The organism is Candidatus Uabimicrobium helgolandensis, assembly GCF_041508025.1.
Taxonomy (GTDB): domain Bacteria; phylum Planctomycetota; class Uabimicrobiia; order Uabimicrobiales; family Uabimicrobiaceae; genus Uabimicrobium; species Uabimicrobium helgolandensis.
Window position 1 is genome coordinate 1,397,143 of sequence record NZ_CP165719.1, and the last position, 24,004, is coordinate 1,421,146.

15 protein-coding genes are annotated in these 24,004 nt (G+C 35.0%); 5 read left to right on the forward strand and 10 right to left on the reverse strand.

Annotated features, from left to right (window positions below; genetic code table 11):
• Position 1: 1 nt before the first annotated feature.
• From UABHE_RS05075 to UABHE_RS05105, 7 genes are all read right to left on the reverse strand, one after another.
• Positions 2–1,675, reverse strand: coding sequence for a serine/threonine protein kinase (locus UABHE_RS05075; protein ID WP_372369155.1), 1,674 nt, complete (start codon positions 1,673–1,675; stop codon positions 2–4).
• Positions 1,676–2,022: 347 nt separating this feature from the next.
• Positions 2,023–3,072 carry a hypothetical protein gene (locus tag UABHE_RS05080; protein ID WP_372369156.1) on the reverse strand — a complete coding sequence of 350 codons (1,050 nt, stop codon included), beginning with the start codon at positions 3,070–3,072 and terminating at the stop codon, positions 2,023–2,025.
• Positions 3,050–4,255, reverse strand: a complete 1,206-nt coding sequence (locus UABHE_RS05085) for an SLBB domain-containing protein (RefSeq protein ID WP_372369157.1) — start codon at positions 4,253–4,255, stop codon at positions 3,050–3,052. Before UABHE_RS05085 ends, UABHE_RS05080 begins: the two co-directional genes overlap by 23 nt.
• Before the next feature lie 15 nt (positions 4,256–4,270).
• On the reverse strand, positions 4,271–5,500 hold the full coding sequence (locus UABHE_RS05090; RefSeq protein WP_372369158.1) for a hypothetical protein: 1,230 nt from the start codon (positions 5,498–5,500) through the stop codon (positions 4,271–4,273).
• Complete coding sequence (locus tag UABHE_RS05095; protein ID WP_372369159.1) at positions 5,497–6,024, reverse strand: hypothetical protein; 528 nt, start codon at positions 6,022–6,024, stop codon at positions 5,497–5,499. The genes UABHE_RS05090 and UABHE_RS05095 overlap by 4 nt, the downstream gene beginning before the upstream one ends.
• 118 nt (positions 6,025–6,142) lie before the next feature.
• Positions 6,143–7,423 (reverse strand): O-antigen ligase family protein, encoded by a 1,281-nt coding sequence (locus UABHE_RS05100; RefSeq protein ID WP_372369161.1) that lies wholly within the window; start codon positions 7,421–7,423, stop codon positions 6,143–6,145.
• A gap of 124 nt (positions 7,424–7,547) precedes the next feature.
• A complete protein-coding gene (locus UABHE_RS05105) occupies positions 7,548–9,716 on the reverse strand; it encodes a hypothetical protein (protein ID WP_372369162.1) in 2,169 nt (722 codons plus the stop codon).
• Between the two features lie 623 nt (positions 9,717–10,339).
• On the opposite strand from UABHE_RS05105, the gene UABHE_RS05110 reads away from it, so the two are divergent.
• On the forward strand, positions 10,340–10,534 hold the full coding sequence (locus UABHE_RS05110) for a hypothetical protein (RefSeq protein WP_372369163.1): 195 nt from the start codon (positions 10,340–10,342) through the stop codon (positions 10,532–10,534).
• A gap of 114 nt (positions 10,535–10,648) precedes the next feature.
• Here UABHE_RS05110 and UABHE_RS05115 read toward each other — a convergent pair whose 3' ends face one another.
• Together UABHE_RS05115 and UABHE_RS05120 are read right to left on the reverse strand one after the other, a co-directional pair.
• Positions 10,649–11,035: a hypothetical protein gene (locus tag UABHE_RS05115; protein WP_372369165.1), complete on the reverse strand. Its 387-nt coding sequence runs from the start codon at positions 11,033–11,035 to the stop codon at positions 10,649–10,651.
• Positions 11,004–11,471, reverse strand: a complete 468-nt coding sequence (locus UABHE_RS05120; RefSeq protein ID WP_372369166.1) for a hypothetical protein — start codon at positions 11,469–11,471, stop codon at positions 11,004–11,006. Before UABHE_RS05120 ends, UABHE_RS05115 begins: the two co-directional genes overlap by 32 nt.
• 759 nt (positions 11,472–12,230) lie before the next feature.
• On the opposite strand from UABHE_RS05120, the gene UABHE_RS05125 reads away from it, so the two are divergent.
• From UABHE_RS05125 to UABHE_RS05140, 4 genes are all read left to right on the forward strand, one after another.
• Positions 12,231–13,439, forward strand: coding sequence for a S41 family peptidase (locus UABHE_RS05125; RefSeq protein WP_372369167.1), 1,209 nt, complete (start codon positions 12,231–12,233; stop codon positions 13,437–13,439).
• Between the two features lie 220 nt (positions 13,440–13,659).
• Entirely contained in the window at positions 13,660–16,254 is a 2,595-nt protein-coding gene (gene gyrA / locus UABHE_RS05130) for a DNA gyrase subunit A (RefSeq protein WP_372369168.1), read from the forward strand.
• A gap of 352 nt (positions 16,255–16,606) precedes the next feature.
• Positions 16,607–21,310 carry a hypothetical protein gene (locus tag UABHE_RS05135; RefSeq protein ID WP_372369169.1) on the forward strand — a complete coding sequence of 1,568 codons (4,704 nt, stop codon included), beginning with the start codon at positions 16,607–16,609 and terminating at the stop codon, positions 21,308–21,310.
• Positions 21,311–21,475: 165 nt separating this feature from the next.
• Entirely contained in the window at positions 21,476–22,222 is a 747-nt protein-coding gene (locus tag UABHE_RS05140) for a uracil-DNA glycosylase (protein ID WP_372369171.1), read from the forward strand.
• A 314-nt stretch (positions 22,223–22,536) separates the two neighbouring features.
• On the opposite strand, the gene UABHE_RS05145 is transcribed toward UABHE_RS05140, so the two are convergent.
• Positions 22,537–23,763: a hypothetical protein gene (locus tag UABHE_RS05145; protein WP_372369172.1), complete on the reverse strand. Its 1,227-nt coding sequence runs from the start codon at positions 23,761–23,763 to the stop codon at positions 22,537–22,539.
• Positions 23,764–24,004 lie beyond the last annotated feature (241 nt).

A 24,004-nucleotide genomic window follows, 5' to 3' on the forward strand; every position in this document is an offset into this window, starting at 1 on the left:
TTTACTTCACCTTTTGGTCTTCCGGTTTTATTCTATCTGTTAGTATTTTACATCCAGAAATAGTGAACGAATCATTTTCCAGAATAGGTTTACATACATATTGATTTTGATGAATCCCACATAACCATAAATGCCCTGCCCACGTCATCAACTCCAATTCTCCTTTTGGATCAGGAAGAATACTCTCGATGTTTATCCTCAAATAATTCGGTACAATTGCATAGTAGTGGTATTTGCAGTCATTGGTGCGTTCAATCACAATACTTTTGTAATCTTCACTCACTTGCCCTATATCGACTTTACTATTTACTTTTGAGAGTATTAATCGACGTAAAGTATCGTTCTTTGAAGATACCGTCAATTTAAGTTGTAAGGAATTAGCGACATTAAGAGAATGTTGTTTTTCTAAAATTTGCGGAATAAAAGGAGGTAAAGGATGACTATCCATAGACGTACCTTTACTTTGTAGATCCATGATCCACACTGCTTGTTGCTTAATTATTAAGCTAAAATGGCGGCCAGAAATAGCTCTTGCTTCTTGAATGTTGTCTAAGGGACGCAAACATATAGTTTGTCCATCAAAACCGATAGAGTTCCTACCTAAAATAGCGTGGTTGGTGGTATACACAAATAATATCTTTGTGGATGTTGCTGTTTGTATCGTAAACTTGGCGCGCGATAAACGCCTTTTGTTTAACAAAGCATCCGCAAAATTTCCTACAACGTGTAAACAAATCTCTTTTTTGTTTACTTGCTGTGATTCTAAGTCGATGGTTGGCACACCATCCATTTCGTCTACCACACAATCTTCATCAGAATTAGATAAATCAACAGTTTTGATATAAGGATTCACATCAAAAAGAGTACTTAAACCACTTAGGATATCAAGAGCTTGTTGTGGATTATTAGGACGGTGTTCGCGAGCTTTAGATAGCAATTTGGTAATAAAATTGGCCATTTCGGGAGAAATTTGTGGTTGGTATTCTCTGATATCAGGTATAGGAGCTTCGCAGTGGCGCCATAAAATTTCAACTTGAGTAGACCCTTGGTAGGGAGGTACACCAGCTAAAAGTTCAAACAGAAGTACTCCTAAAGAGTACAAATCTGCCCGGATATCAATGTCTCTCTCACCATTGATTTGTTCTGGACTCATGTATATTGGAGTTCCGAGGAGTGTACCAGTAGCTGTTTGAAAGTCTTCAAAAGCACTCGATTTTACCAATCCTAAATCTGCGATTTTGATTACACCTGTTTTTGTAACAAGAACGTTCGCCGGTTTAATATCACGGTGTATCATATGCTGTTGGTAAATGGCATCGAGGCCAGATAATATTTGCATTACGATATTTAGTGCTTTGGGTAGCGAGTAGTTTTCTTCTTTTTTTTGCTTTAGCGAGCAACCATTAATCAATTCCGATACTAAAAAAAATTTCTTTTCGTATTCGCCATAATGGAAACTCTTTACTACGTTCTTGTGGTTGATGGAGCAACCGGCTTTTACCTCTCTAATAAATCGCGATTTCATCTTTGTGTAAATCTCTGGATTAACATTTTTGAAATGCACAATCTTAAGAGCTACTTCCCTCTTATCTGGCGCAACAGCTCTTTTTACGACGCCAAAGGCCCCACGCCCTAACTCAGACAAAACTTTGTAGCCAGCAAACATTTCAGACATGTTCCATCCTTTATTCTTATTAGATTATAATACTTAAAATACTTTTTTTTATTATACTAGAGGCTATTCGCAAATTCAATTTATGGTTTATAATTTGATTATTTCTATCGAAGAGAAAAAGATGTGCGAGAGGAATTTTTTTACTTATCAGAATGATTAAAGAGGAGATACGACCTCTATTTTTTGGTTATTGCTACTAAGCGCAAAAATTTTTGCTTAATTTCTTGTCGAAATAAGGAATGACGCGACTTGGTAGTTTTTTTTAGAAAATAGGAACGATAAATCTATAGATTAAGTGTCATTTCAATTGAAGAGCGCAATAGATTTTGCTTTCTTGTGTAGTAAATCTATTCTTTATTTTGAATAATTTTCTGTTCTTGATTTATAAATGAAGTATTTTGTGGTTGGATTTTTCGGGCTATGCGAATCCATCTTAGAGCATTTTTTTTGTCTTTTTCATGCCAGAATTTTTGCGAAAGTTTTGCATAAAATAATCCTGGCTTTTTGATACCTGGAACCAAGTGTTTTACATAAAAAGATACTTCTCTACGTAATTGTAAATGAAATAGCATGTTGAAAAAGAGGTGAATGTTCTTTTCATTATCTAAGTTTTCTTTGTGGATATGTAGGTAGTGAGAAAGTATTTTTTTTTGGTTTTGATGTTTGTCTAACTTTGCTAAAAGATTTTCCACTATTGAGAATTTTTTATGATGAATTAGTGCGGGGATCAGTTGTGTTATCGCGTAAGAACTCTGTGGAATAATTTTTTGTATTGCAGCTTCATTGTCAAAGACAATGTTTATTACAATAAGAGACCACTCTCCGTATTTTTTAGCGTTGTAATTGTTTAAAAATAATAAATTATTTAGAATGAAGCGTTTGTATATGGGATTATGGGGATTTGTTTGTAGTTTTATTAGCCAGTGAGAAATAGCATAAGAGGTTACAGCTGCGTGCGCAGGACAAAGAAGTTGGGCTTTCCACATTAGTGTGTCTGAGTTTTGATCTAAGGTTTCGCAAATTCTTGCAGAGTAGAGGTAAGGTAAGCCCCAATAAGGTATTAGTTGTTGTGCATAAGATAAATGAAATTGTGCATGTGAAAGATACTTGTCTTGTTGGGGATTTGTTTGATGAAGTTTTCGGTATAAACGTCCGATTTCGAGATGTGCCCAATAATTGCGTGGTTCGTAGGCGAGCACTATTTTGAATTTTTGAATAGCTTTTTTATGTATAAGTTCTTTGTTTCTTTGGCCGCGTATATACTGTGTATAGTCATAGTAAGGTATTTGATATGATGTCCATGAATGCTTTAGGATATCATAACATACTATGGGAAAAAGAAGAATTGCGAGTGTATACGCAATTCTTTTTATTTTACCATCCAGAGTCAACAACAATCAAGTCTCCGCCTCTTACAATCATATCTTGTTGGCGATCGCCGATTAGTATTTTGTCGAAATCTACTACATATTTTTTGGTAATATCATTTGGCAAATGACGAATAACTCTAATTTTTGCAGAAGCAAACTCGGAAAGTCCACCGGCAAGACCAATCACAAGAGATATGCGAGTTTTATTCTTCGGCATTCTGATTGCACCTGGACGTCTTACTTCACCGAAAACGCTAACCACTTTGTTTTTTTCGTTTTTTGATGGAATAGTGATTATATCATTTTCTTGTACATAAAAAGAGGTTTCGTTTTTTGGTGAAACAGAAAGTTCAATAGTGGTTCTTTTTTTGGTTTTAAGCTCGCGTATTACTTCTACATTGTCAAGGTCAGCATCTGGTCGTGGTCCTCCTGCAAGAAGTATGATATCCCATAATGTTTGCTGGTTGTTTTCGTCTATTGGGTAATTCCCTGGTTTGACTATACTACCTTGGAGATAAACTTTTACTTTTTTCTTAATTACAATAAAGTCTTCTGCTTGTAATACTATGTCGTGTTTAGTGTCGTAGTTTTTGAAAATAGCATCAATTGGCAAGAAAATAGTTTCTTTTTCTTCTGAGTTTATAGGATTTTCGCGAATAATGTCAACACCCTTAACCTCTTTGAGATTAGGAGATACACCTATTGTGAGTAAAAATCTACTGATTGTGAACACTTCATCGTTGGGTAGTGTTGTAGCGCGTGAGCCATCAGGAAGACCATCAATATAAACTTTACGCTCTTTCCATTTTGTAACGTTTACGTTGATGAGAGGATCTTCAATAAAGTTAGACAGACGCTTCTTTAGTTCTGTTGTTACTTCTAATACCGTTTTTCCTACGACTTTGAACTCTTTAATCAATTGGTAATTGATTGTTCCTGTTTGCGGAATTAGGATATTTTTAGTTAGATTCGGTTCGTTAACAATCTCAATGCGAATAGTATCTCCAGGAATGAGGATAGGCTCTTGGTATTTTTTTTGGAGTTTTGGAGGAACCCACTTATCTTCTTTTTGAGGAGGTAAACTTTCTGGATTGGCGTTTACTGTATCGTACTCATCTGCATTTTGCGGAGGAGTTTCATATCCAGCTAGTGGGTCGTTGCTTGTACATGCGGTTAATACAAAAATAATTGTTAGAATAATTCTAAACATAGTAAGAACTTTCACTCAAAATATAATATTAATACCAAAAATAATGCGATGGTTCGCAAAGTCGTTATTTTGTTGCGAATCACGATATTCTAATCGATATCGAAAATCAAGATCAATGTTACTTGTTAATCGATAATTCGTATTAGCAAAAATAATGGCTCCATAATCAACGTTACCGTTGTCAAATTCGGAATACAAAAAAGTAATACTTGTGTCAAAACCTAAGGTATCCGAAAAAACATAACTTGCGCTACCTCCGGCCTGTATTGTATATTGAAAAGCATCATTAAATGCCGGCAAAGTGTTTGCTGAAGCATTAAGAGAAGTGACCAAATTAGGTAGTATTTTCCAACTCACGCTTGCATTTCCAATAAGAAGCAGATTATCATTTCTTAGTTGTGTGCCAATGCTAAGTTTACCATTTACACTTCTTTCTATAGGAAATACTAAAAACACAAACGTGTTATGTGAGACTGTATCTTCTATTTTATCATCGATATATTCGAGTGTGTAGTTGAACCCAACAGACCAACCCGAAAACAAATTATACTGTACAAAAAAGGAAGAGCGGAAAATGTGATCTTCGTCATCAAAATCAAATGATTTACGGTATGAATATCGAAAATTAGTTCCGTAGGTAAAACGTTTGTAGTTTGTGTCAAAAGAAAAAGATGTTGTTGCTAGATGAGTAACATCATCTAGACCTTCGTCTAGGCTTTCGAATTGATTGCTGCGAACAAATGTTTGTCGTGCCGAAAAATTAAATTTTCGCGCTTTGTATTGGTAACTTACACTAGCGTTTGGAAATATATCGAAATTGTTATCGTAGCGTATAACATTTGCTAGTTTAAACTGTAAGTAGCCGAAGTTTTTTGCGATTTCTGTGCGTAAAGAAAAAAATGGTACTAGCTCATTGTCATTGTTTCCATCTCGATCATCATCACTTTCGAAGAGCATGCCTAGTGAAAGAATATTGCGAATACTAAAAGTTCTTGAGCGGGGAATGAGAGCGAGACCTGGTCGATTAAAAAACTCGAAAACGATATCTCGTTTCTGTAAAAAAGAAGGTTGCTCACTATCTAAATCACTTACTTCTAGTAATGGACTATCATCAGCTTCTATGGTTTCGTTATCAATTTCTGAGACTTCTTCAGCGCTAACAAATTCTGCCTCAGCTTCATTTTCTTGACTGTATATACAGCTAACATAAATCATTAACAATAATAAAAATAGCTGTTTTTTCATTGACTAGCTCCGGGAACAACTGCTGTTCTAGTTATTTCTAGTTGTTTTTTATAAAATGAAACGGCCATATCAAGTACAGCCTCTTTCGACATTTCTACTTTAGATTCAAAAGGCAAATAATAGAAAAAGATTTTATGTTTATTATACGAAAAGCAGCAATTTCCCTCTATCATATTAATGATTATTTGCTTATTTTTTGTTGTTACTTTACCATGAAACACATTTCTGTTTCCACCTTTTTTTTTGCACGCTAGTACTAAATTACCACCATAGATTAGAAAAGATACTGGTTTTTTATCGGCGTATATTGCTTGGGAAAAGTTTTTTGGGTTGTTTTTAGGAAAATCTTTTTTGCGTTTTTTCATTTTAATATGAATTGTAAGTGTTTTTGATGAACATTGAATGTTGGTACTGAAGTGTTTAAATTCATATTTTTGTGTTTTTTTTCCGATAGGGAACGAAAAAGTTTTAATTTCCGCAACAGAAAAGACAATGAGTAACCCAAAAACTATTATGTAGCGCATCAAAGTACTTTCTTTTTAATAGGAGCAATAACTGGCGTGTTGACATTTATCTTTCTTATAATTTGATTAACTTTTATTTTTCATTACACTCTTTAAAATAACTCGTATTATGCAAAACCTAAATTTCGATACACTCTAGTGTTTCTTTGTTATTAGGCCAATTCGAAATTAGTATTGCCATTAAATAGGCAAGGAACATACGATGAGAATTTACATGCAATGAAAAATGTAATCCTGCAAAAAGGAAAAATACCATCACTGAAATTACGGTACTACTATAGATAACATTATTCTTTTGCAATGGTTTTTGTATAGCAATCTTTGCCCAAGTAATAAGAAACAAAAGACCTAGCAAAGTGGGAAAAATACCATGCTCAGCAATAAATTCTATATAATCATTATCAAGATGAAAATACTGTATCTTAATAGGCACATTGCGATACATCTCGAAAAAAATCGAAAAATTACCTGCTCCGCAACCAAAAAGCCAATGATCCTTAACGATATCTAAACCAGCTTTATAATGAGCTATGCGATAATCCATATCTGTTTTACTATGTGCAAAGCGTTGTAATACTTCTTGGTTACCTAAAAAAAATACTCCACATACCAGCACTGTAAGAAGGATTATAATCAAAGTAATTGTGCGCGAATTTTTATTATAAAATAAAAATGAAAGTGCGCTACAGAAATAAAATGCGATTCCTGTTCGCGATTTACTTAACACAATACTTGATGTTATTATAATGCAAGAAACGATATAAAAACAAATGTAAAAATTATCTTTCGTAAAAACAGATAATTTTGATCGCTTATTTTGATAAATAAATATTTGAGCAAGAACTAAGGGAATGCCTGCAGCAAGAATATTTGCATAGATGTTTCGGGTGACGTAAGTTCCTGTAACTCCTATTTTTTTCCCAAAAAAAGGATAGATATCGTACAAAAAAGAATTGCGACTAAAAAAATACTCGATAAATCCTATAAACCCTTGTAGGCATACTATAAATACTAAAAAATGGCATATTTGTAGGATATCACTGTGAGATTTTACAATACGAGGAATTACAATTATCGCACTTATTGGTATGAGCCACTGATAGATGTTCCATTTTGTGTTAAGAGTTGAAAAGGAGTGGGTAATTTGCGATGAAGTTCCAAAAGCAGGTATTTGAATTAGGCGATTAGGAATAAAGAATTGCATAAAAAGTGAAATGAAAAATAAAAAAACGATTATATCTAGCACTTTGTTGTTAGAAGACTCGAAGTTATATACCAAGAGTAGGTTTATACTGGCTAGTATACTCAAAGGTCCCCAAACATAGGCAGCGTTACCTCCGTAGCATAAAGACGCAATGAAAAGTTGTAAGTAAAGGTTATATTTTATAATGCGTTGCATCTTTTACCTTATTGTTAATGAGGAGTGGATTTTGAGATTTTTTGTGGAATTATGTGTACAAAAAAAAAGAGACCGAATTTCTTCGGCCTCTTCTGTTGTTACTGCTTAAGTGTTACAAAAGATTTTAGTATACGTGTGTACTTTCTTCTTCTGTTACAGGCTTCTTAAGTAGTTCTGAGCTTAAGTATACTTTCAGGCGAGAGTCACCAGGTTGTACAGCTTTCGCTCTAATTTGCCACTTAATCTTCTCTTTAGGATTCAATTGTGGGTATGGCACAACGGTTACGCGTTTACCAGACACAGTACATTGAGTATCACCACTTGCAGACACAGGAGAAATTTCAGCTGGGAATGCAGCTTCTACTTTAACCTGGTGGTCAGGAGCGGTTCCTTGGTTTGTTACTTCGATGACGTAAGTGGTTTCTTCGTTTGCAACTAGTGGGTCAATGGTATCGATTACTTCTAGTAGTAACGCAGGGAAACCTTTCCAGTTTGTGCAACATTCAGCTTGTTTACGAACGCCTTCAGCTGTGTTAACACCAACGCGGAAGCAGTGGTCACCAGGTACTTTAGAGATAACAGTTACACCATAAGTCTTGGTTTCACCAGCAGGTAGAGAACCAATGTTCCAAGTAGCTGAATTTCCAGAAAGTGTAGGATTACCTTCACCTGCTAGAATTTGTAGTCCAGAATCAGCATTTGCATTAACTGTTACACCATTTAAGGCTGTATCACCAGTATTCTTAACAACAACACTTGCTCTTACGCGTTTACCTAGGAAAGCGATACCTGGGCAAGATACGTCGATGCTTGCGTCGCGAGTTTTGATTACTGTACATGCTTGTGCTTGTACTGTACCAGCGTTAGAAGAGTTAGCTTTTGCAACGTTGCAAGCACGTCCAGGAGCTTTAGCAGTTACTGGGATGCTTAGAGTTTTTGTAGCACCAGGAGGCATGTCGCCGATTGGTGTACGTAGAGAGCTAACACCACTAGAGTGAGCTAAGTTGCTTGGAAGATCATCAACAACTACAACGTTTCTTGCAGTAGCAGTACCAGTACTTTTAACAGTTACTGTGTATGCGATTTGTTGATTTAGAGAAGCTTCAGCAGGACCGGTTTTGGTGATTTCAATTTTCGGATCACCTGTCCAGTTTGTACAACATTCAGATGTTTTTGTCATACCGTCTGCAGACGCACTCATTCTCATGCAGCACTGACCTTCAGCAGTAGCAGTCATAACAAAACTACATGTTTTGCTTTCTCCTGGAGCTAAAGCACCGCGCCAAGTTGCACTACTTCCAGATACTTCACCACAATCAGAAGAGATTAACTGTGCTTGTGAACAAACATTTACAGTTAGAGTTGCATTTGTTAACTCTGTGTCCCCTTGGTTAGTAATAACTGCTCTTGCTGTAACACGTTGTCCAACTTTGCCTTGCTGAGGAGCTTGGCAAGTTAATGTTAGCTCTTTCTTTTGGATACGAGTACATGCTCTAGCAGTAACACTTCCAGCGTTAGATGAATTTGCTGTAGCAACGTTACATACTTGGCCGCGAGTAACGGCTTTAAACGGAGCTTGAACAGTTTTAGTTTCACCTGGAGCTAGGTCACCAACAGGAAATGATAGTTGACTTTTACCATTAGGATCTTGTAATCCATTAGGAACTGGGTCAGTAATTACAACGTTTCTTGCAACAGCTGTACCAGAGTTTTTTACAGTAATAGAATAGGTAACAGTTCCATTTAGTTGAGCAACTTGAGGACCTGTTTTAGTGATGTTAAGTTGTGGTTTACCAATTTTAGTGTTTACACACCATACTGGATCTGCAGATGCAACATAACATAATCTTACATCACCTTCACGGTTAGAACGTAAGTTTACTTTTATGTTTTTTGCATCGTTCTTCTTAAGAAGAGCATAATTCCACATTAGTCTGTTGCCGTTTACACGTGCAGGAGGTTCACTACTAATGTACTGAACACCTTCAGGAACAACAGTATAGACGTGTACGTTTCCAGCATCTTGAAGAGCTTGTACACTAGCATCTGATGTATAAGGCTGACCAATAACAGCTTCTGCTGGAGCTTTAGGTGTAACTTTAATCAAGTTACATGTATCGCATCCACCACCACCACCAACTTGAACTTCCTTGACAATAACTTTGCCAGGAACGATTTTGTCTTTATAGACAACTTTTTCAACTATTTTAGTACCGCCAGTGTTATATTTCTTGCAAGTACAACCTGTAAGAGCTATTAGAATCGCACAGGTTAATAGTACGAATTTCTTCATACCAGAATTCTCCTTCGTAAAACGAAAGCTACATCCTACTTTATATATATTGTATAGATAGGTATTTGTTTGCAGCATAAAAAATTTTTTGTGTTTTAGTCTTTCTGGATTACGCTTATATGCAATTAATATACCAAACAATATTTTTTATATAAAAAAAAAGGTGTAACTTGATCATCTTTCTAGACTTTACTAGGGTTAGATGATATTTAAATTTTATACATGCTATACAAAAATTTGCGTATTGACAAATTTTCGTCTTTTTTCTTACGATATAGCGTCAAAACATGTATTTGTAGGTTGGTTTGATTTTTAAATTAAATTTTCTACATTTACAACCAATTGCTTAAGTCATAACCCAAATCAGAATTGCGTTTGATTTTAGGATATAAACACAACTAACAAATTTGGACTATGATTATTAACTATTTGGTGCAAAATCAAACAAATAATAACTTAAAGTCGTATATATTTTTTATAGAAAATAATTTATCACTAAGCACAAATTATAATAAACCCTTGAAAAGCTTTGCAAATATATTTTCGAGAATGACCAGTTTTTTTTAATGAATATGTTTTGTGTAAATTTAAGTAACTATAAATAATGGACTTAGGAGGTCATCATGGCTAAGGCTGATGTAAAAAAAATTATAAGTGAAGCAAAAAAGAACGAAAAATTTATGACTACTCTTTTAAAAAATCCTGAAGAGGCTCTTATGAATTATGATATATCAAAAGCAGAATTGGAGTTTTTTAAAAGCGCTGATCGCAAAACATTAGAGGGTTTAAAGGATAGTTGTTTTGAACTTGTAAAGTAAGTGATGATTACAATTACCCTTGATAGAGTTGTGAGTTGTGCTCGCTCTTTTTATTGTTAGTTGATTGTTAGAGCATTGTTGAGTGGATGAGAATGGCAAAAACCGCTAAAAATATTACTCCAAGAAATTTTTAGCGGTTTTGTCATATCGAATAGTTCGATATATTTTAGTTTTTGAAAAAATTGTTAACGAGGTGTTTTGCTTTGTATAGGCGATTGTGGTATGTCTGAACTTTGATTTTGGAGGAATAATAGAAATAACACTTTCGCCGAACTCAAACAAAAACTCGGGCTCGGCTCCGGAAAAAGCCCTTTTAGAATTTTTCTTTCTCTGAGCTTCGGAAACAATATCTTCGAAAGAGTAATCATTGTAAGATTTATCAGCAAAAACAAAAGAGTTTTCAGGGATATCTAATTGAAATTGTTTGAGAACACGACAATCATTGCAGCCACCAGGAGCAAGCAAAAACTCAACTGGTAAACCAGTTTTGGTGACGAACATACGAACCCGCAAACCGAAAAAAATAACGACGTTTGCTTGCAACACAACTCCGATGATCTTGTGTATTGTATATTTTGCAACGACTAATGCGAATATTGTCACAGACCGGAATAGGGAAACTATCTATGATATAATCTCGCAGATTGTTTCGCTTACTAATTTCAGCAAACAAATGAAAAAGAGAGAGCCATACACTTTCACCAATAGCACGTATGCGGCGATTGAAACGACTTTTACTTAGCATTTTTTTGATGTAGCCATGTTCAGCTAAAAAATTTTGTCCTTTTTCAAAGTTGCCAGAAAAGTAGAGCATAGAAACTAATGCTGTTGTCATAATTTCTGAATTAGTCATTTTAACTTGAGGATCTTCTACAATCTTGAGTGCTTGTGTTATCTCATCACATATACAGAAAACAATTATAATTTCTTTTTCCATGACTTTCTCCTTCTTGTTTTCCTACTTTAAGAGAAGAGTCGTTATAACAGTATAAAAAAACGATGTGTGCAATTCGATTTTTGAGGTTCGTGGTCGTGGATCGATATTCCATGTGCGAAAATTAGACTATTAGCTTTGAAAGCATACAAATTATTCTATAGAGTAGTTTTTTGATTTTCTCTTTTTCTTTTGAGTCTATTATTTGGGCTATCTTAGCAACATCGAATACTGCACTACATTCATTTGCTGATGCTCTTCTATAGAGAAAAACCTTGCTTTCTCTTTTTTGCTAAATTTGGCATTGCCTTCTGCTATATTAACAGTAACCTGATGGCATTTTCTCCATCACATTAAATGTTTCTTTTGTATATTCTAGTGATACTTGATATACATCTAATTTTTCATGATTAAAATTCATTGCATTACCCTTACTTCGTGCCATGTGCCACGACTGCGTCTCACGAGATTCGAACTGCGCACATCGAATTTGTAAGAGTAATTATACCAGACTGTACGATAATTTTTATAGGTCGCAACTTGGGTTAAGTTATTTATTTCCAAAGGATTATGGCTGTTTTTCTGGGGGGCTTTTCTTCGAGCAACTGTAGTGTACTTGAGGCATTTTTATTGGGCTGTTGTCTTCCTATGAAAAATATTCGTATTTCCTTATATTTACTTATGGAAAGCGATACATTTTTTTTGTTTTCTTGGGGGTTTTGTGGTATAATTTATTCTCAAAATGAAAACAGGGGACAAAACATGACGCAAAAAATCTTTTTTAGTATGTCTGTCTTTGTAATTGTAATTACGTTAACCTTAGAAATCACTAGTAATTTAAGGGCTTCATCGGTTGACGCATATCAACAGGCAGAAATTATTGCAGAAATTCGCAATAAAATTTTGAATTTTTATGTAGAAGATGTTGACTCAGAAAAACTAATGCGCGGTGCTCTAGATGGAATGGTCTCGGTTTTGGATGATCCATACGCTGCTTATTTAGATGAGGAAGACTACAAAAAAATATTTGAAGGCACAGAAGGCGAATTTATAGGAATTGGCATTGAAATATCTATAAAAGATAATTTTATTACAGTGGTTTCTCCTATAGAAGGTTCTCCTGCATCCAAAGCTGGTATCCTAGCAGAAGATAAGATTCTTGAAATAGATGGAAAATCAGCAGAAGGAATTACTATCGATCAAGCTGTTGATTGGTTAAGAGGTAAAGCAGGTACAGCTGTTAAATTGAGAATTTTACACAGTGGCAGTAATTCTAGTCAAGTAATTGATGTTGTAAGAGGGCGTATCGAACTAAAAAGTGTGAAAAATGCGCATATCATCGATACTAACCATCATATAGGTTATATTCGATTAACTAGATTTAATAAACATACATATAACGATCTTAAAAAAAATATAAAAGCCCTGCGCAACCAAGGAATGGAAAATCTTATTTTAGATTTACGTTTTAATCCAGGAGGGTTACTAACGGCGTCAGTAGATGTAGTAAACGCCTTTATTACTGAAGGAAATATTGTTCATACAAAAGGGCGTATAAAAGAAAACCAACAAACCTATGGTGCCGTTCCTGATAAAACATGTTGGAAAAAACCAATGATAATAATTGTAAATAAAGGAAGTGCAAGTGCTTCTGAAATTGTCGCTGGTGCTCTTCAAGATTATCACAGGGCTGTTATTCTCGGAAATATAACTTATGGTAAAGGAAGTGTACAAAGCATTTTACCGCTAAGAGATGAAAAACGAGGACTTAAAATAACAACTGCTAAGTACTACACCCCCTCAGGAAGATCTATCCAGAAAAATTCCGATGGTGAAGGCGGTATTATGCCGGATGTGTTGTTGCCCCTTTCCACAGAAGAACAGCGCGAACTTATCAAATCTTTTAGTCAAAAAAGTAGTTTTAACGACAAACAATTGACAAAAGCGATTGAACTAATGAAAAAATCCTAGAAGCGTAGGGCGCGTTAACATGCCCTAAAGTTTCTGAGCACAACTGTGTTAGGTTTTAGCTAGGTTTGATTGTTTTGAGAATAATCAAACACATTGTTTTTAAAACAATTAAACTTAGTCATTATAAAAAACAAGCGTAGATGTGTTCTAACTCTCGAATTAAAGTAGAAAGGAAAATGGATATCGTAGTTTAACTACAACATCCATATCTATTTTAAATATGACTGATACAAAGCAGTGTCCAGTTGTTCGGTTAGAAGACGAACTTAAGAATTCTTACTTGACCTACGCAATGAGCGTAATAGTGTCGAGAGCTCTACCAGATGTACGAGATGGTATGAAGCCATCACAAAGACGTATTCTCCTCGCTATGCACGATTTAAATCTTGGCCCATCGTCAAAATTTAGAAAATGTGCAAAAATAGCAGGGGATACTTCTGGTAACTATCACCCTCACGGTGAAGCAGTTGTTTATCCTACTTTAGTACGTATGGCGCAGAGTTTTAATATGCGCTATCCTTTAATCCAAGGCCAAGGAAACTTTGGTTCTATTGACGGAGATCCTCCTGCGGCAATGCGTTATACCGAAGCACGATTAACAGCACCAAGTGTAAACATGTTAGAAGACATGGACAAAGATACTGTTGATTTCGTGTCTAACTACGATGAAACGCGTGAAGAACCAACGGTATTACCGTCTAAATTTCCAAATTTACTTGTTAATGGCTCTGTTGGTATTGCTGTAGGGATGTCAACTTCTATTCCCCCGAATAACTTGACTGAAATTTGTAATGGTATTCTCGAAGTGATAGAAAATCCCGAAGTTACAGTAGAAGAAATGTGCGACATTATAAAAGGACCAGATTTTCCTACAGGAGCTATTATCTGTGGACAACAAGATGTTCACAAGGCTTATCAAACTGGACGTGGTATCATCAAAGTTCGTTCAAAATCTGAAGTTGAAGAGAAAAAAAATGGTCGGGAATCTATAGTTTTTAAAGAAATTCCTTATCAGTTGAACAAAGCTAAAGTAATTGAAAAAATAGCAGATCTCGTTAAAGATGGCAAAATTACTGGTATCTCTGATGTTCGCGACGAAAGTGGACGTAAAGAACCTGTACGTATTGTTGTCGATTTAAAACGTGGTGAGAATAGCGATGTTATTCTTAATCAGTTATACAAATATACTTTATTGCAATCAAGTTTTTCAATTATCATGCTTTCTCTTGTGAATGGCCGACCACAGCTTCTCAATATTAAAGAAATGATCTATTATTTCATTGAGCATCGCAAAGAGATTATTCGTCGCCGTACAGAATTTTTGCTCAAAAAAGCAGAAAAACGCCACCACCTTGTCGAAGGATTAATATTAGCGCTCAATCATATAGATGAAGTTATTAAAGTGATTAGAGGCTCTGAAGACACAAAGTCAGCCAAATTAGCTCTACGAGAAAAATGGGAGTTAAGTATTGCGCAGTCAGATGCAATAGTGCAAATGCGCCTAGGGGCTTTGACTAATTTAGAGTTTAATAAATTGGACGATGAAAGAAAAAATTTAGAAGAACAAATAGCTACTTTCAAAGGTATCTTGGGAGATCCTAAAAAAATCTTAGCCATTATTAAAGAAGAAACTACTGCTATTTGTGAAAAATATGGCGATAAAAGGCGTACAGAAATTGGTACAGCAATTGAAAATTTTGTGCTTGAAGATATTATTGCTGATGATCAGTCTGTTGTTTTAATTACTCACGAAGGGTATATTAAACGTACTCCACTGGAAATGTACTCTAAGCAACACCGTGGCGGAAAGGGTGTTACTGGAGCAGGAATGAAACAGGGAGATTTTGTTAAGGACTTTTTTACAGCTTCAGCACACCAATATATCTTGTTTTTTAGTAATTATGGAAAAGTGTATTGGCTTAAAGTTTACGATATACCTGAAATGTCTCGTACTGCTAAAGGACGTGCACTTGTTAATCTTTTAAATCTTGATCAAGATGAGAATATCAGTTCTGTTATTCCTGTTCGTGAATTTGATGGTAGATTACTCGTTATGGCGACGAAGAATGGGATTATTAAAAAGACAGCCTTAGCGGCTTTTTCTCGTCCTAACAAAAGTGGAATTCGCGCTATTAATCTCGATGAAGGTGATCGTTTAATTTCAACTGTTCTTACCGATGGTAAGCAAGATTTGATTATCGGAACAAAGCTAGGAAGAGCATGTCGCTTTAACGAAACAGAAGTACGTTCATTGGGACGTGCTGCAAGAGGTGTTCGCGGATGTCGATTGCTTGAAAATGACTGTGTTATTGGAATGGTCGTTGTGCGCGATGATCATTGTCTTCTTACTATTTGTGAGAAAGGCTATGGAAAGCGTTCTGCGTATGAAGCTTACCGTTTGACAAGACGTGGAGTTCAAGGAGTTTTGAATTTTCGCCGTACAGAAAAAACAGGCGATGTTGTTGCCATTGTTTCTGTAAGAGAAGAAGACCAAATGATGATTATTACTACAAAAGGAATGGTCATTCGCATGGGAACTGCTTCCTTAAGAATACTCTCAAGAGCTACACAAGGGGTTCGATTGATACGGTTGAAGAAAAAAGATTCAGTGGTCTCTATTGCGAAGCTTTCGAAAGAAGTTCTTGATAGTATGGGAGATGAATCTCTAGGTGAAGATACTGTTGTTGATGGCGAAGAAGTTGTTGACAATGATGAAGCTACTAACAATGAAGCTACTGATAGCGAAAATGCAGCTGATAATGAAAGTGCTGAAACTTCAGAAAAAACTGTAACAGAACAAACAGAAACAGAATAATAAACGGTGGATTTACGTCAGGTTTTTGTAAGTTTGCCTTATTTGTCCAGCAAAAGTTTTGAACAAGCTTTTGCTGGACCACTAAAGTTCAAAAGCTCCTAGTACTTTAAGATCCGATCAAACCTATATTCAATAAGCTCCTATAAACATTTCTTATAACAAAGATTTATGTTTTCATACCGATAAAAAACTTCGTGCTTTATATTCCTCATTTTAAAAATCTTGTTGATTAATAAGATTTTATCTTTGGCATATATTTTGCATGTATTTCATACATCTAAATTATAAAATTGTTCACTATATGAAAGGTGAACGCGATTAAAATGATTAGTCGAATCGCGTTTATATTAAAATGACAGAAGAAGTTAAAATAAAAAAAAATAAAAAAAAGCGACGTTTGTGGTTGAAGATACCACTTTATACACTTCTATTTATTATAGTCGTTATCGCTTTCTTGCCACTTTATTCCTCTTTATTTATTTCTACGATTGTAGATATTGTAGAAAAAAATACTGGACGTAAAGCGCAAATACAAAGTTTATCTGTAAATGTATTTGGAGGTAGTGTTAGCGTTGATGGAGTTTTATTAAAAGAAGACAATGCTAATGATGATTTTGTAAAGCTTGATAAAGTAGAAATAGATGTGTCGATATTGTCTTTATTAATTGGTAATATTAATATCGCTAACGCTGAAGTATCTGGGGTGCATGTACACGTTACTAAAAATAAAGATGGTAATTTTAATTTTAATTCTATTTTAGATAAGCTTGCAAAGCAAAGTAACCCAGTTCCTGAAGAAAAAGAGGAGAAAAAAGAGAAAGAGGAGCATCCTAAAGTAACAAAATCCACTGAGCCAATGGAATTACCGTCTTTAGGTGCAAAAGTAACTCTGGCTGATATTAACTTTTACTATCGTGATCTACAGGAGAATAGCACTTTAGAAGTTAAGAAATTAAATTTTACGTGCAATGTTGCTAATCTTGATAAAATAGGCTATCAATCAAACTGGGAAAAAGCTCAGTTTGAAGTTAAAAACAATAATGAGGTTGCTGCAGGACTTGTTTATAATTTGAGTGGTAATGCCGGAATTGGTGTGAAAAACGGAAAATTTGTTTTACATTCGAAAGGTAGTCTCTCTTTTCTAGATTTATACGCAAAAGGTTTTGGTAATAAAGATGTTGAAAATACTAATTTAAAAATCACTCATGATCTTAGTATTGACATGAATGAAGGGCTGTGCCATTTAAATGACTTTCAAATAGACTCAGATTATATAAATGTCAAAGGCACATCTTTTAAAATAGATAAACTAGATAAAATACTTGCATATTTGAGTAAAATTTCGCAGGAAAAAAACTCTGTTGATAAGGCAATGATTGAAGATTTTGTCAGTACTATTTCTTTTGAAAATTGGACTGGTAATTTCTCTGTTACAATTGATTTAAATCAATTTAAAAGAGATTTTGGAACAACAATTATTGATAAAATCAATAAACGTTTGCCTAAAGCAAAACAAGATTTAGCTGAAAATGGTGAATATAAAGGTGATGGCTTCGAAAAAATCGAAGATTTTGGTGGGCAAATTACTTTTGGACTTACAATGAACGGTAAGGAAAAAGCAGTCAATCTTACGCAAGAATTCCATATCAAGGAGTTGTATGTCTCTGGAAAAAGTAACAAAGGAAAAAATTTGCGCATTGGTTTTGATAAAATAGCACAAACTTTTAAATCTAATGTTGATTTAGAAAAACAAGATGCAACCGCGAACTTTGCTTTAGGTGTTCACCCAACGCAAAAAACTACACTACTAAAAATTACTTTTGATTCGTCTGTTAGTAATATTCTTGACAAAGAAAATCTCAAAATTAACAAATCTCAAGAGCATGTTTTTATTGATTTTGATGTGCTTAGCAATATGTTTGCGGCTTTTCTTCCTCCACAAACGAGTATTCGCGGTAAGTTTGACCATAAAGACTGGATCTCTCAACTTTCAAAAACTAAAATGGAAGTGGGAGGAAACACTGAGGTATATCTACAAATAAAGTCACCGCAAGTTAAAAATTTACCTCCTTTTGAGTTGACTGGAAAGCGTTCCCTTCATGTTGATTTTGATAATAATCAGCAGCTTCAAAAAATATCCATTAAAAATTTGAACTTTCAAACTAAAGGTAGCGATATTTTTAAGTTATCGGGAAAAGGAAGCCTAAATTTAGCAGGTGATAATCGCGAAGGTTTAGAGGTTTTGTTGGCTGTAAATCTTGGAGGATTAGACCCTTATTTGCAACCATTTATGCCTGAATTAAAACCTCGTGGAAAGATTCGCCATAACACGCGCGTTGCTCAAAAAGGGAATAAAGTGAAGATTGCTGGAAGCGGAGGGATTAAATCTCTTGCTTTTGCATTACAAGGAACACCATACTCTATACCTAAAGCAACTTGGCGTCATGATGTGTTAGTTACTCTACTAGAAAATAAAAAGCCACAAAGTGTTGAAATTCGCAACTTAAATTTTACTCATGAGGCCTTGCAACTAAATGTATATGGAGCTGTAAATAATATATCTACTACACCTCTTGCATTCGAAACAGGCCAAGTGAAAGTTAAAAGTAAAGGAAAATTAGTCACTGTAGATGGAATAGATGTTCGCGTGGATGGTGATTTGGGTAAAGTACCATTTTTCGTACGCGAAATGATAAAGGATAGCGGAGTACATCTACAAAAACTAGAAGGACGATTTTTGTACAGCACAAATCTTAAAGGGAATCTAAACAAGCTGAATATTACAAATAAAATTCGTTATCGCGGAGATATTGGTGTACGCTTACAACAAGACGGTCAACTATCTTCTGCTGTTATCTCAAAGCATGGTATCGAGAGTAATATGGAACTTGCACTAAACAATGTTAGTGGGTTTCTTGAGCAAAAAGCACCAATTAATATTGTTATAAATCCCAAGTCTTATTTTCGTATTAATAATAATAAAAATGCCTTGCTGTATAGCAAATTTTCTGGTGGTATCACTAAAAGTGAAGAAAGTTTACAGCTAGACAACCTTAGTATCAAAATACTTGGTCATGGGAAAGAGATACAAAACTCAATTCCTGTAGATTTTTTAGCTAAAAATGATAATTCCCTAAGGAAGTTACTTAGTGAGGATTTAAAAATAGATGGAAAGTTTAATATAAACACTACCTTAAACGGCTCTCCACAAGATTTAAAGGTAGATTTTAGCAAAGATTTTACACCTTTTGTGATTAAATTTAAAGATGCTAAAAATGTTTTGCTAGACAAAAAAGCTGATTTTGCTCTTGCTTATGCGACAGAAATTCATCTAAAAAAACAAGACACAAACACTATGATAAGCATTAAGAATTCTATTCCTAAGTTGGGTAAAGCTAAAATCAAAATGGGAAATATGATTGTAAAGCAACAAGCGGATGATTTGCACATTACTGCTGATGATGAAAAAAGCCCCGTCACCGTAATTGCTATTGAAGACTTGTCTTTTGCTCAACTGAATGAAATGTTACCTATTATTGAGGTCTTGAAATTGCAAAATGCAAAAATGCAATTTGAGGTAGGTAATTTGCTTATGCACAAAAAAGCAGGAGATATCTCAGGGAAATTATTTGGACGTATTAATATTCCTGAAATAGACTTGCCACATATCCAAAAAGCTCTAGGTAGTAATCCAAAGAAGGAAACTAAGCCTGTATCGCAAGAAAAACAATCTACACAAGACGCACCTACCAAGAAAAAAGAGCAAAGCGATAAAGTGATTACCTTGTCACAAGATGTACGAGATATGCTAAGAAAGTTTATTGTTGATTTTAAAATAGTTGTTGATAAAGCGCAAATCGATGAACAAAACACAGCCGAAGAGTTTACCGTAACTGCTGCTCTTAACGACAAGGAAGCTAATAACAAATTTATGCTTGATGTCAATGGTAAAACCAATGACGGAAAATTAGCAATAAACGCACAAGCGGATCTAGATAAAGAACATCCACAGTGTAAATTCAGTAGTGATATGGATAATGTTACCTATAGTGCTGCACTTTTTTCACCTATGACCAAGCGTTTGAACGATGTTGTGCCTTTTCCACTATTTAAGAAGATTAGCTTTGGTGAAGGCGAAGTGATTAAGTTTAGCTTTAAAGGTGAAAATACATGGACCGGTTTAGATCCACGTGTGATTAAGAAAAGCTTATTTTCAAATGGCGAAACCTCGTTTAAGATTTCGGGTGGAAAATTTGATTTGGGTTTTGATATGAGTAATTTTGTCGATTTAGATAGTTTAAAACAAGAAATTGAAGGCAAAATTGCACCGCTAAAATCACAAATAGGTCAACTTAAGACTAGTTTGTCTGGCGGTAAAGGAAGTGTTGGTACTTTGCAAGGGACTCTAGCTTCTATCAAGCAAAAAATTCAACCGGTACTCGATAAAAAGCGCAAAGGAGAAAGTCTTATTAATTCTCTACAAGAAAAACTTAAGTATGCTCCTCCGTTTTTGCGCAGTGGACCTGAAAAACAGTTGAAAACCGCTAAGAAATCGTTGTCTACTTATGACAAAGAAATTGATGAGTACGAACAACAAAAAAGCAAATTAGAAGGGCAGATAGGGGAATGGCAAAAGAAAATCTCTGGATTTCAACAACAAATAACTGCCTTAGAAGAAAAAATAAAACAACAACAGGAAGGTTTGATGTCTAAATTGAAACTAGAAGATCCTTTTTCATTTGATTTTGGCTCCCTGTTTATTGCTTTTAAAGTAACAAATGATTCTCCATACAAAGGTGAATCGAATAATTGGTCTTCGCATCCTTTTAGTAAAGTGAACTACGTGGAAGTCAGTTTCACTCCAAAAGGAAAACCATTTCCAGCATTAAAAGGTTGGTGTAGTTTAGACGGAACATATAACTTCCAGTTTAAACCTGCGGAAGAGCTCATGAAAAGTTTTAAGGAAAAAACTCCATTTCTCGCTAATTTTATCGAAAAAGAGGGTGGAGTGTCGTGGGGATCATCGGGTTTTAGTCCCTCACCTGTGAATAAGTAATCAGAATAGAAATATCATCTTTATGTGATGCTCATCTTGTTTGAACTGGCATCGCATAAAGACAGATACTTTTACCATTTTTGTATCAAAGATATTTAATTATTGGATTGCACCTATATCACCAACTCACAATAAAAAACGCCTATTCAAAATGGGGAAAGTTTTATGGATGATATGCAGAAAATAATCGGAATGATACGCGAAAGATTAGTGTTGGAAAAAAACTACACTGGGAACTACGCGCTTGTCGATCAAAGTAAACGCGAGGAGTTAAAAATAGAGATCCCTAACGAGGATAATAATCAGGAGTTACAAATGGATTCTCCTACTCACTTACCACAGCAAAATAGTTTTGAATTACTAAACGCGGCGCGACAGCAAGCAAGTAGCTGTACAAAGTGTAAACTTGCAGAAACGCGAACTAAAGTAGTTTTTGGAACAGGATCTGCAAATGCTGATCTTGTCATTGTTGGAGAAGCGCCAGGTTATTACGAAGATCAAAGCGGTGAACCTTTTGTTGGCAAAGCAGGACAATTACTGACTAAAATGCTTGCAGCAATACAAATTCGCCGCGAAGATGTGTACATTTGTAACGTCATAAAATGTCGTCCTCCTAATAACCGTAACCCTAGCCCAGATGAAATTGTCGCTTGTCGTCCATGGCTTCAAAAACAGCTGGAAATACTACGCCCTAAAGTTTTATGTAGTATGGGAAAATTTGCCGCACAATTCTTAACAAATTCGCAAGAGGCAATGTGGAAATACCGTGACAAAACTTTCGATTACGAAGGTATACCGGTTATCTGTACGTATCATCCTGCTTATCTTTTGCGCAATACCGAGGAAAAGAAAAAAGCTTGGGTGGATTTGAAGAGGCTTAAAGCTTTACTTATTGAGCTGCAAAATAGCTAATACAAAGACCAGGACGAAGCTCGACTATTGTTGAATTAAGAAATTATCTATTGTACTGTCATCCCTGCGAAATCGGGAATTCAAACGAGTGAAAGTAGTACAAATCAATGAAGAATATTTTCGAAAATAGCTCATGATTTGTTTTATAACCTAGCTATTCAAGCTGATCTTAAACATGTGGATTCCTGCGAAAACAGGAATGACAAGTGGAAAAAAACAATGCTTTCAATAACATTTGAATTCCCTTAAGTCAACAGTAATCGAGCTGTATTTATCGTGAATGATAAAAATTCTCTATATGTTAGAGTATATATTTAGCGCAGTGCTTTTTTGAGAGCTTTGAGCAAGTTGGAACTTTTTAATTTTTTCTGCTCTTTTTCGTATATTTCTGACAAAACTTTTTTGACTTGTTCTGTTCTTAGCTCTTTGTTTCGAGCACATGACTCAACAGCCCCAAGAATGATATTGTCTTCGTCTTGAAGATATTGCAATACAATTGACTCGAATTCTGAAATGTAAGGCAAGTAGCCTAGAGATAAGGCGACTGCTTCGCGTACTTTCGCTTGTGGTGATTGAGCATGATACATAAACATCTTGCTATAAGAGTCTTCATTTGTGAGTAAAACATTATCGCGATGTCTTAAAAATCTACTCAAGTTAGTCGAAGCAGTACGAGCTTTGTAATGTTGCTGATGATAAACTCTATAAATAAGAGCGTTTACTCCGTCGAATTTAGTGTCTATGGAAAAGCCTGCGGTTCCGGTGCCTTCAATGCGCGCTGTACCTTGAGGTGTTTGAGTTTCCCCTCTAATACTAAGTGGTCCCATTAGTTTCGTTTCCATGATTTCTGCTGTTTGTAAACTCAGCGCCATATCCCCTGAGTAAGAAATTTCAGCCGTAAAGCGATCAAAAGGCATGGAAAGCTTTGCCGTAATATTGACAACTGCACACTCTTGTAAATTAACGGTCTTTTGTTCTTTGAAAGAACAAACCACTGTTTTTATATCGGCTTCCTTACCAAATAACTCTTTTGCAGCGTCAAGGCTCATTTCTATTTTTTGCCCGACTTTAAATGTTTTCGCTGAAAAAGTCTCTGAAAATTTGTTTATTTTTCCCAAGTTGCGGTGATCTTCTTTAACTATCTGTATTTCTTGAGGAAGGTAAGGTGTTTTACCGTTACGATAAGTAGTGTTTAGTTCATTGTCTTGCAAAGCAACAATATATTCCTTACCAGATATAGGTAAACGTTGCATGCGATTATTTGCGCCAGTTACTTGTGCGTTGCGATAGACGGTTTTTACTTTTGTTGGAATGTTGTTGTTCGTTTCTAAAATAAACACTTCTTTACTTAAAAGTTGACGATAGTCGTAAGGTTGTTGACCAACACGACGATTTTTTAAGTAAACGGCGAGATTCATTTTCAATCCCATTGATTGAAGTATAACGCGTTTTTCGCCAGCTAAGTGATTAACTTTTGAAAAAGTAATTTCTTGTGTGTAAACTACGCTAAAAAATAAAAAGAATAAAGATATGTATTTCAATTTTTCTCCGTTCGATTGTAATAGATGATTGTGTATGGTTATGCCAAGTGTATTAAAAAAAAATTGTTATTTTGATATGTGGCAAGTTGGAGTAATTGTAGCAAAAAAATTCATGAAATCGCAAAAAATTACTTTAGAGTACTAGTTAAAAGTTTGCTATTTTTGACGATTCCGATCCTATTGCTGAAACTGATACCATAATTGTATGTATCAAGTATTGGTAGCATCTAACATTAATTTT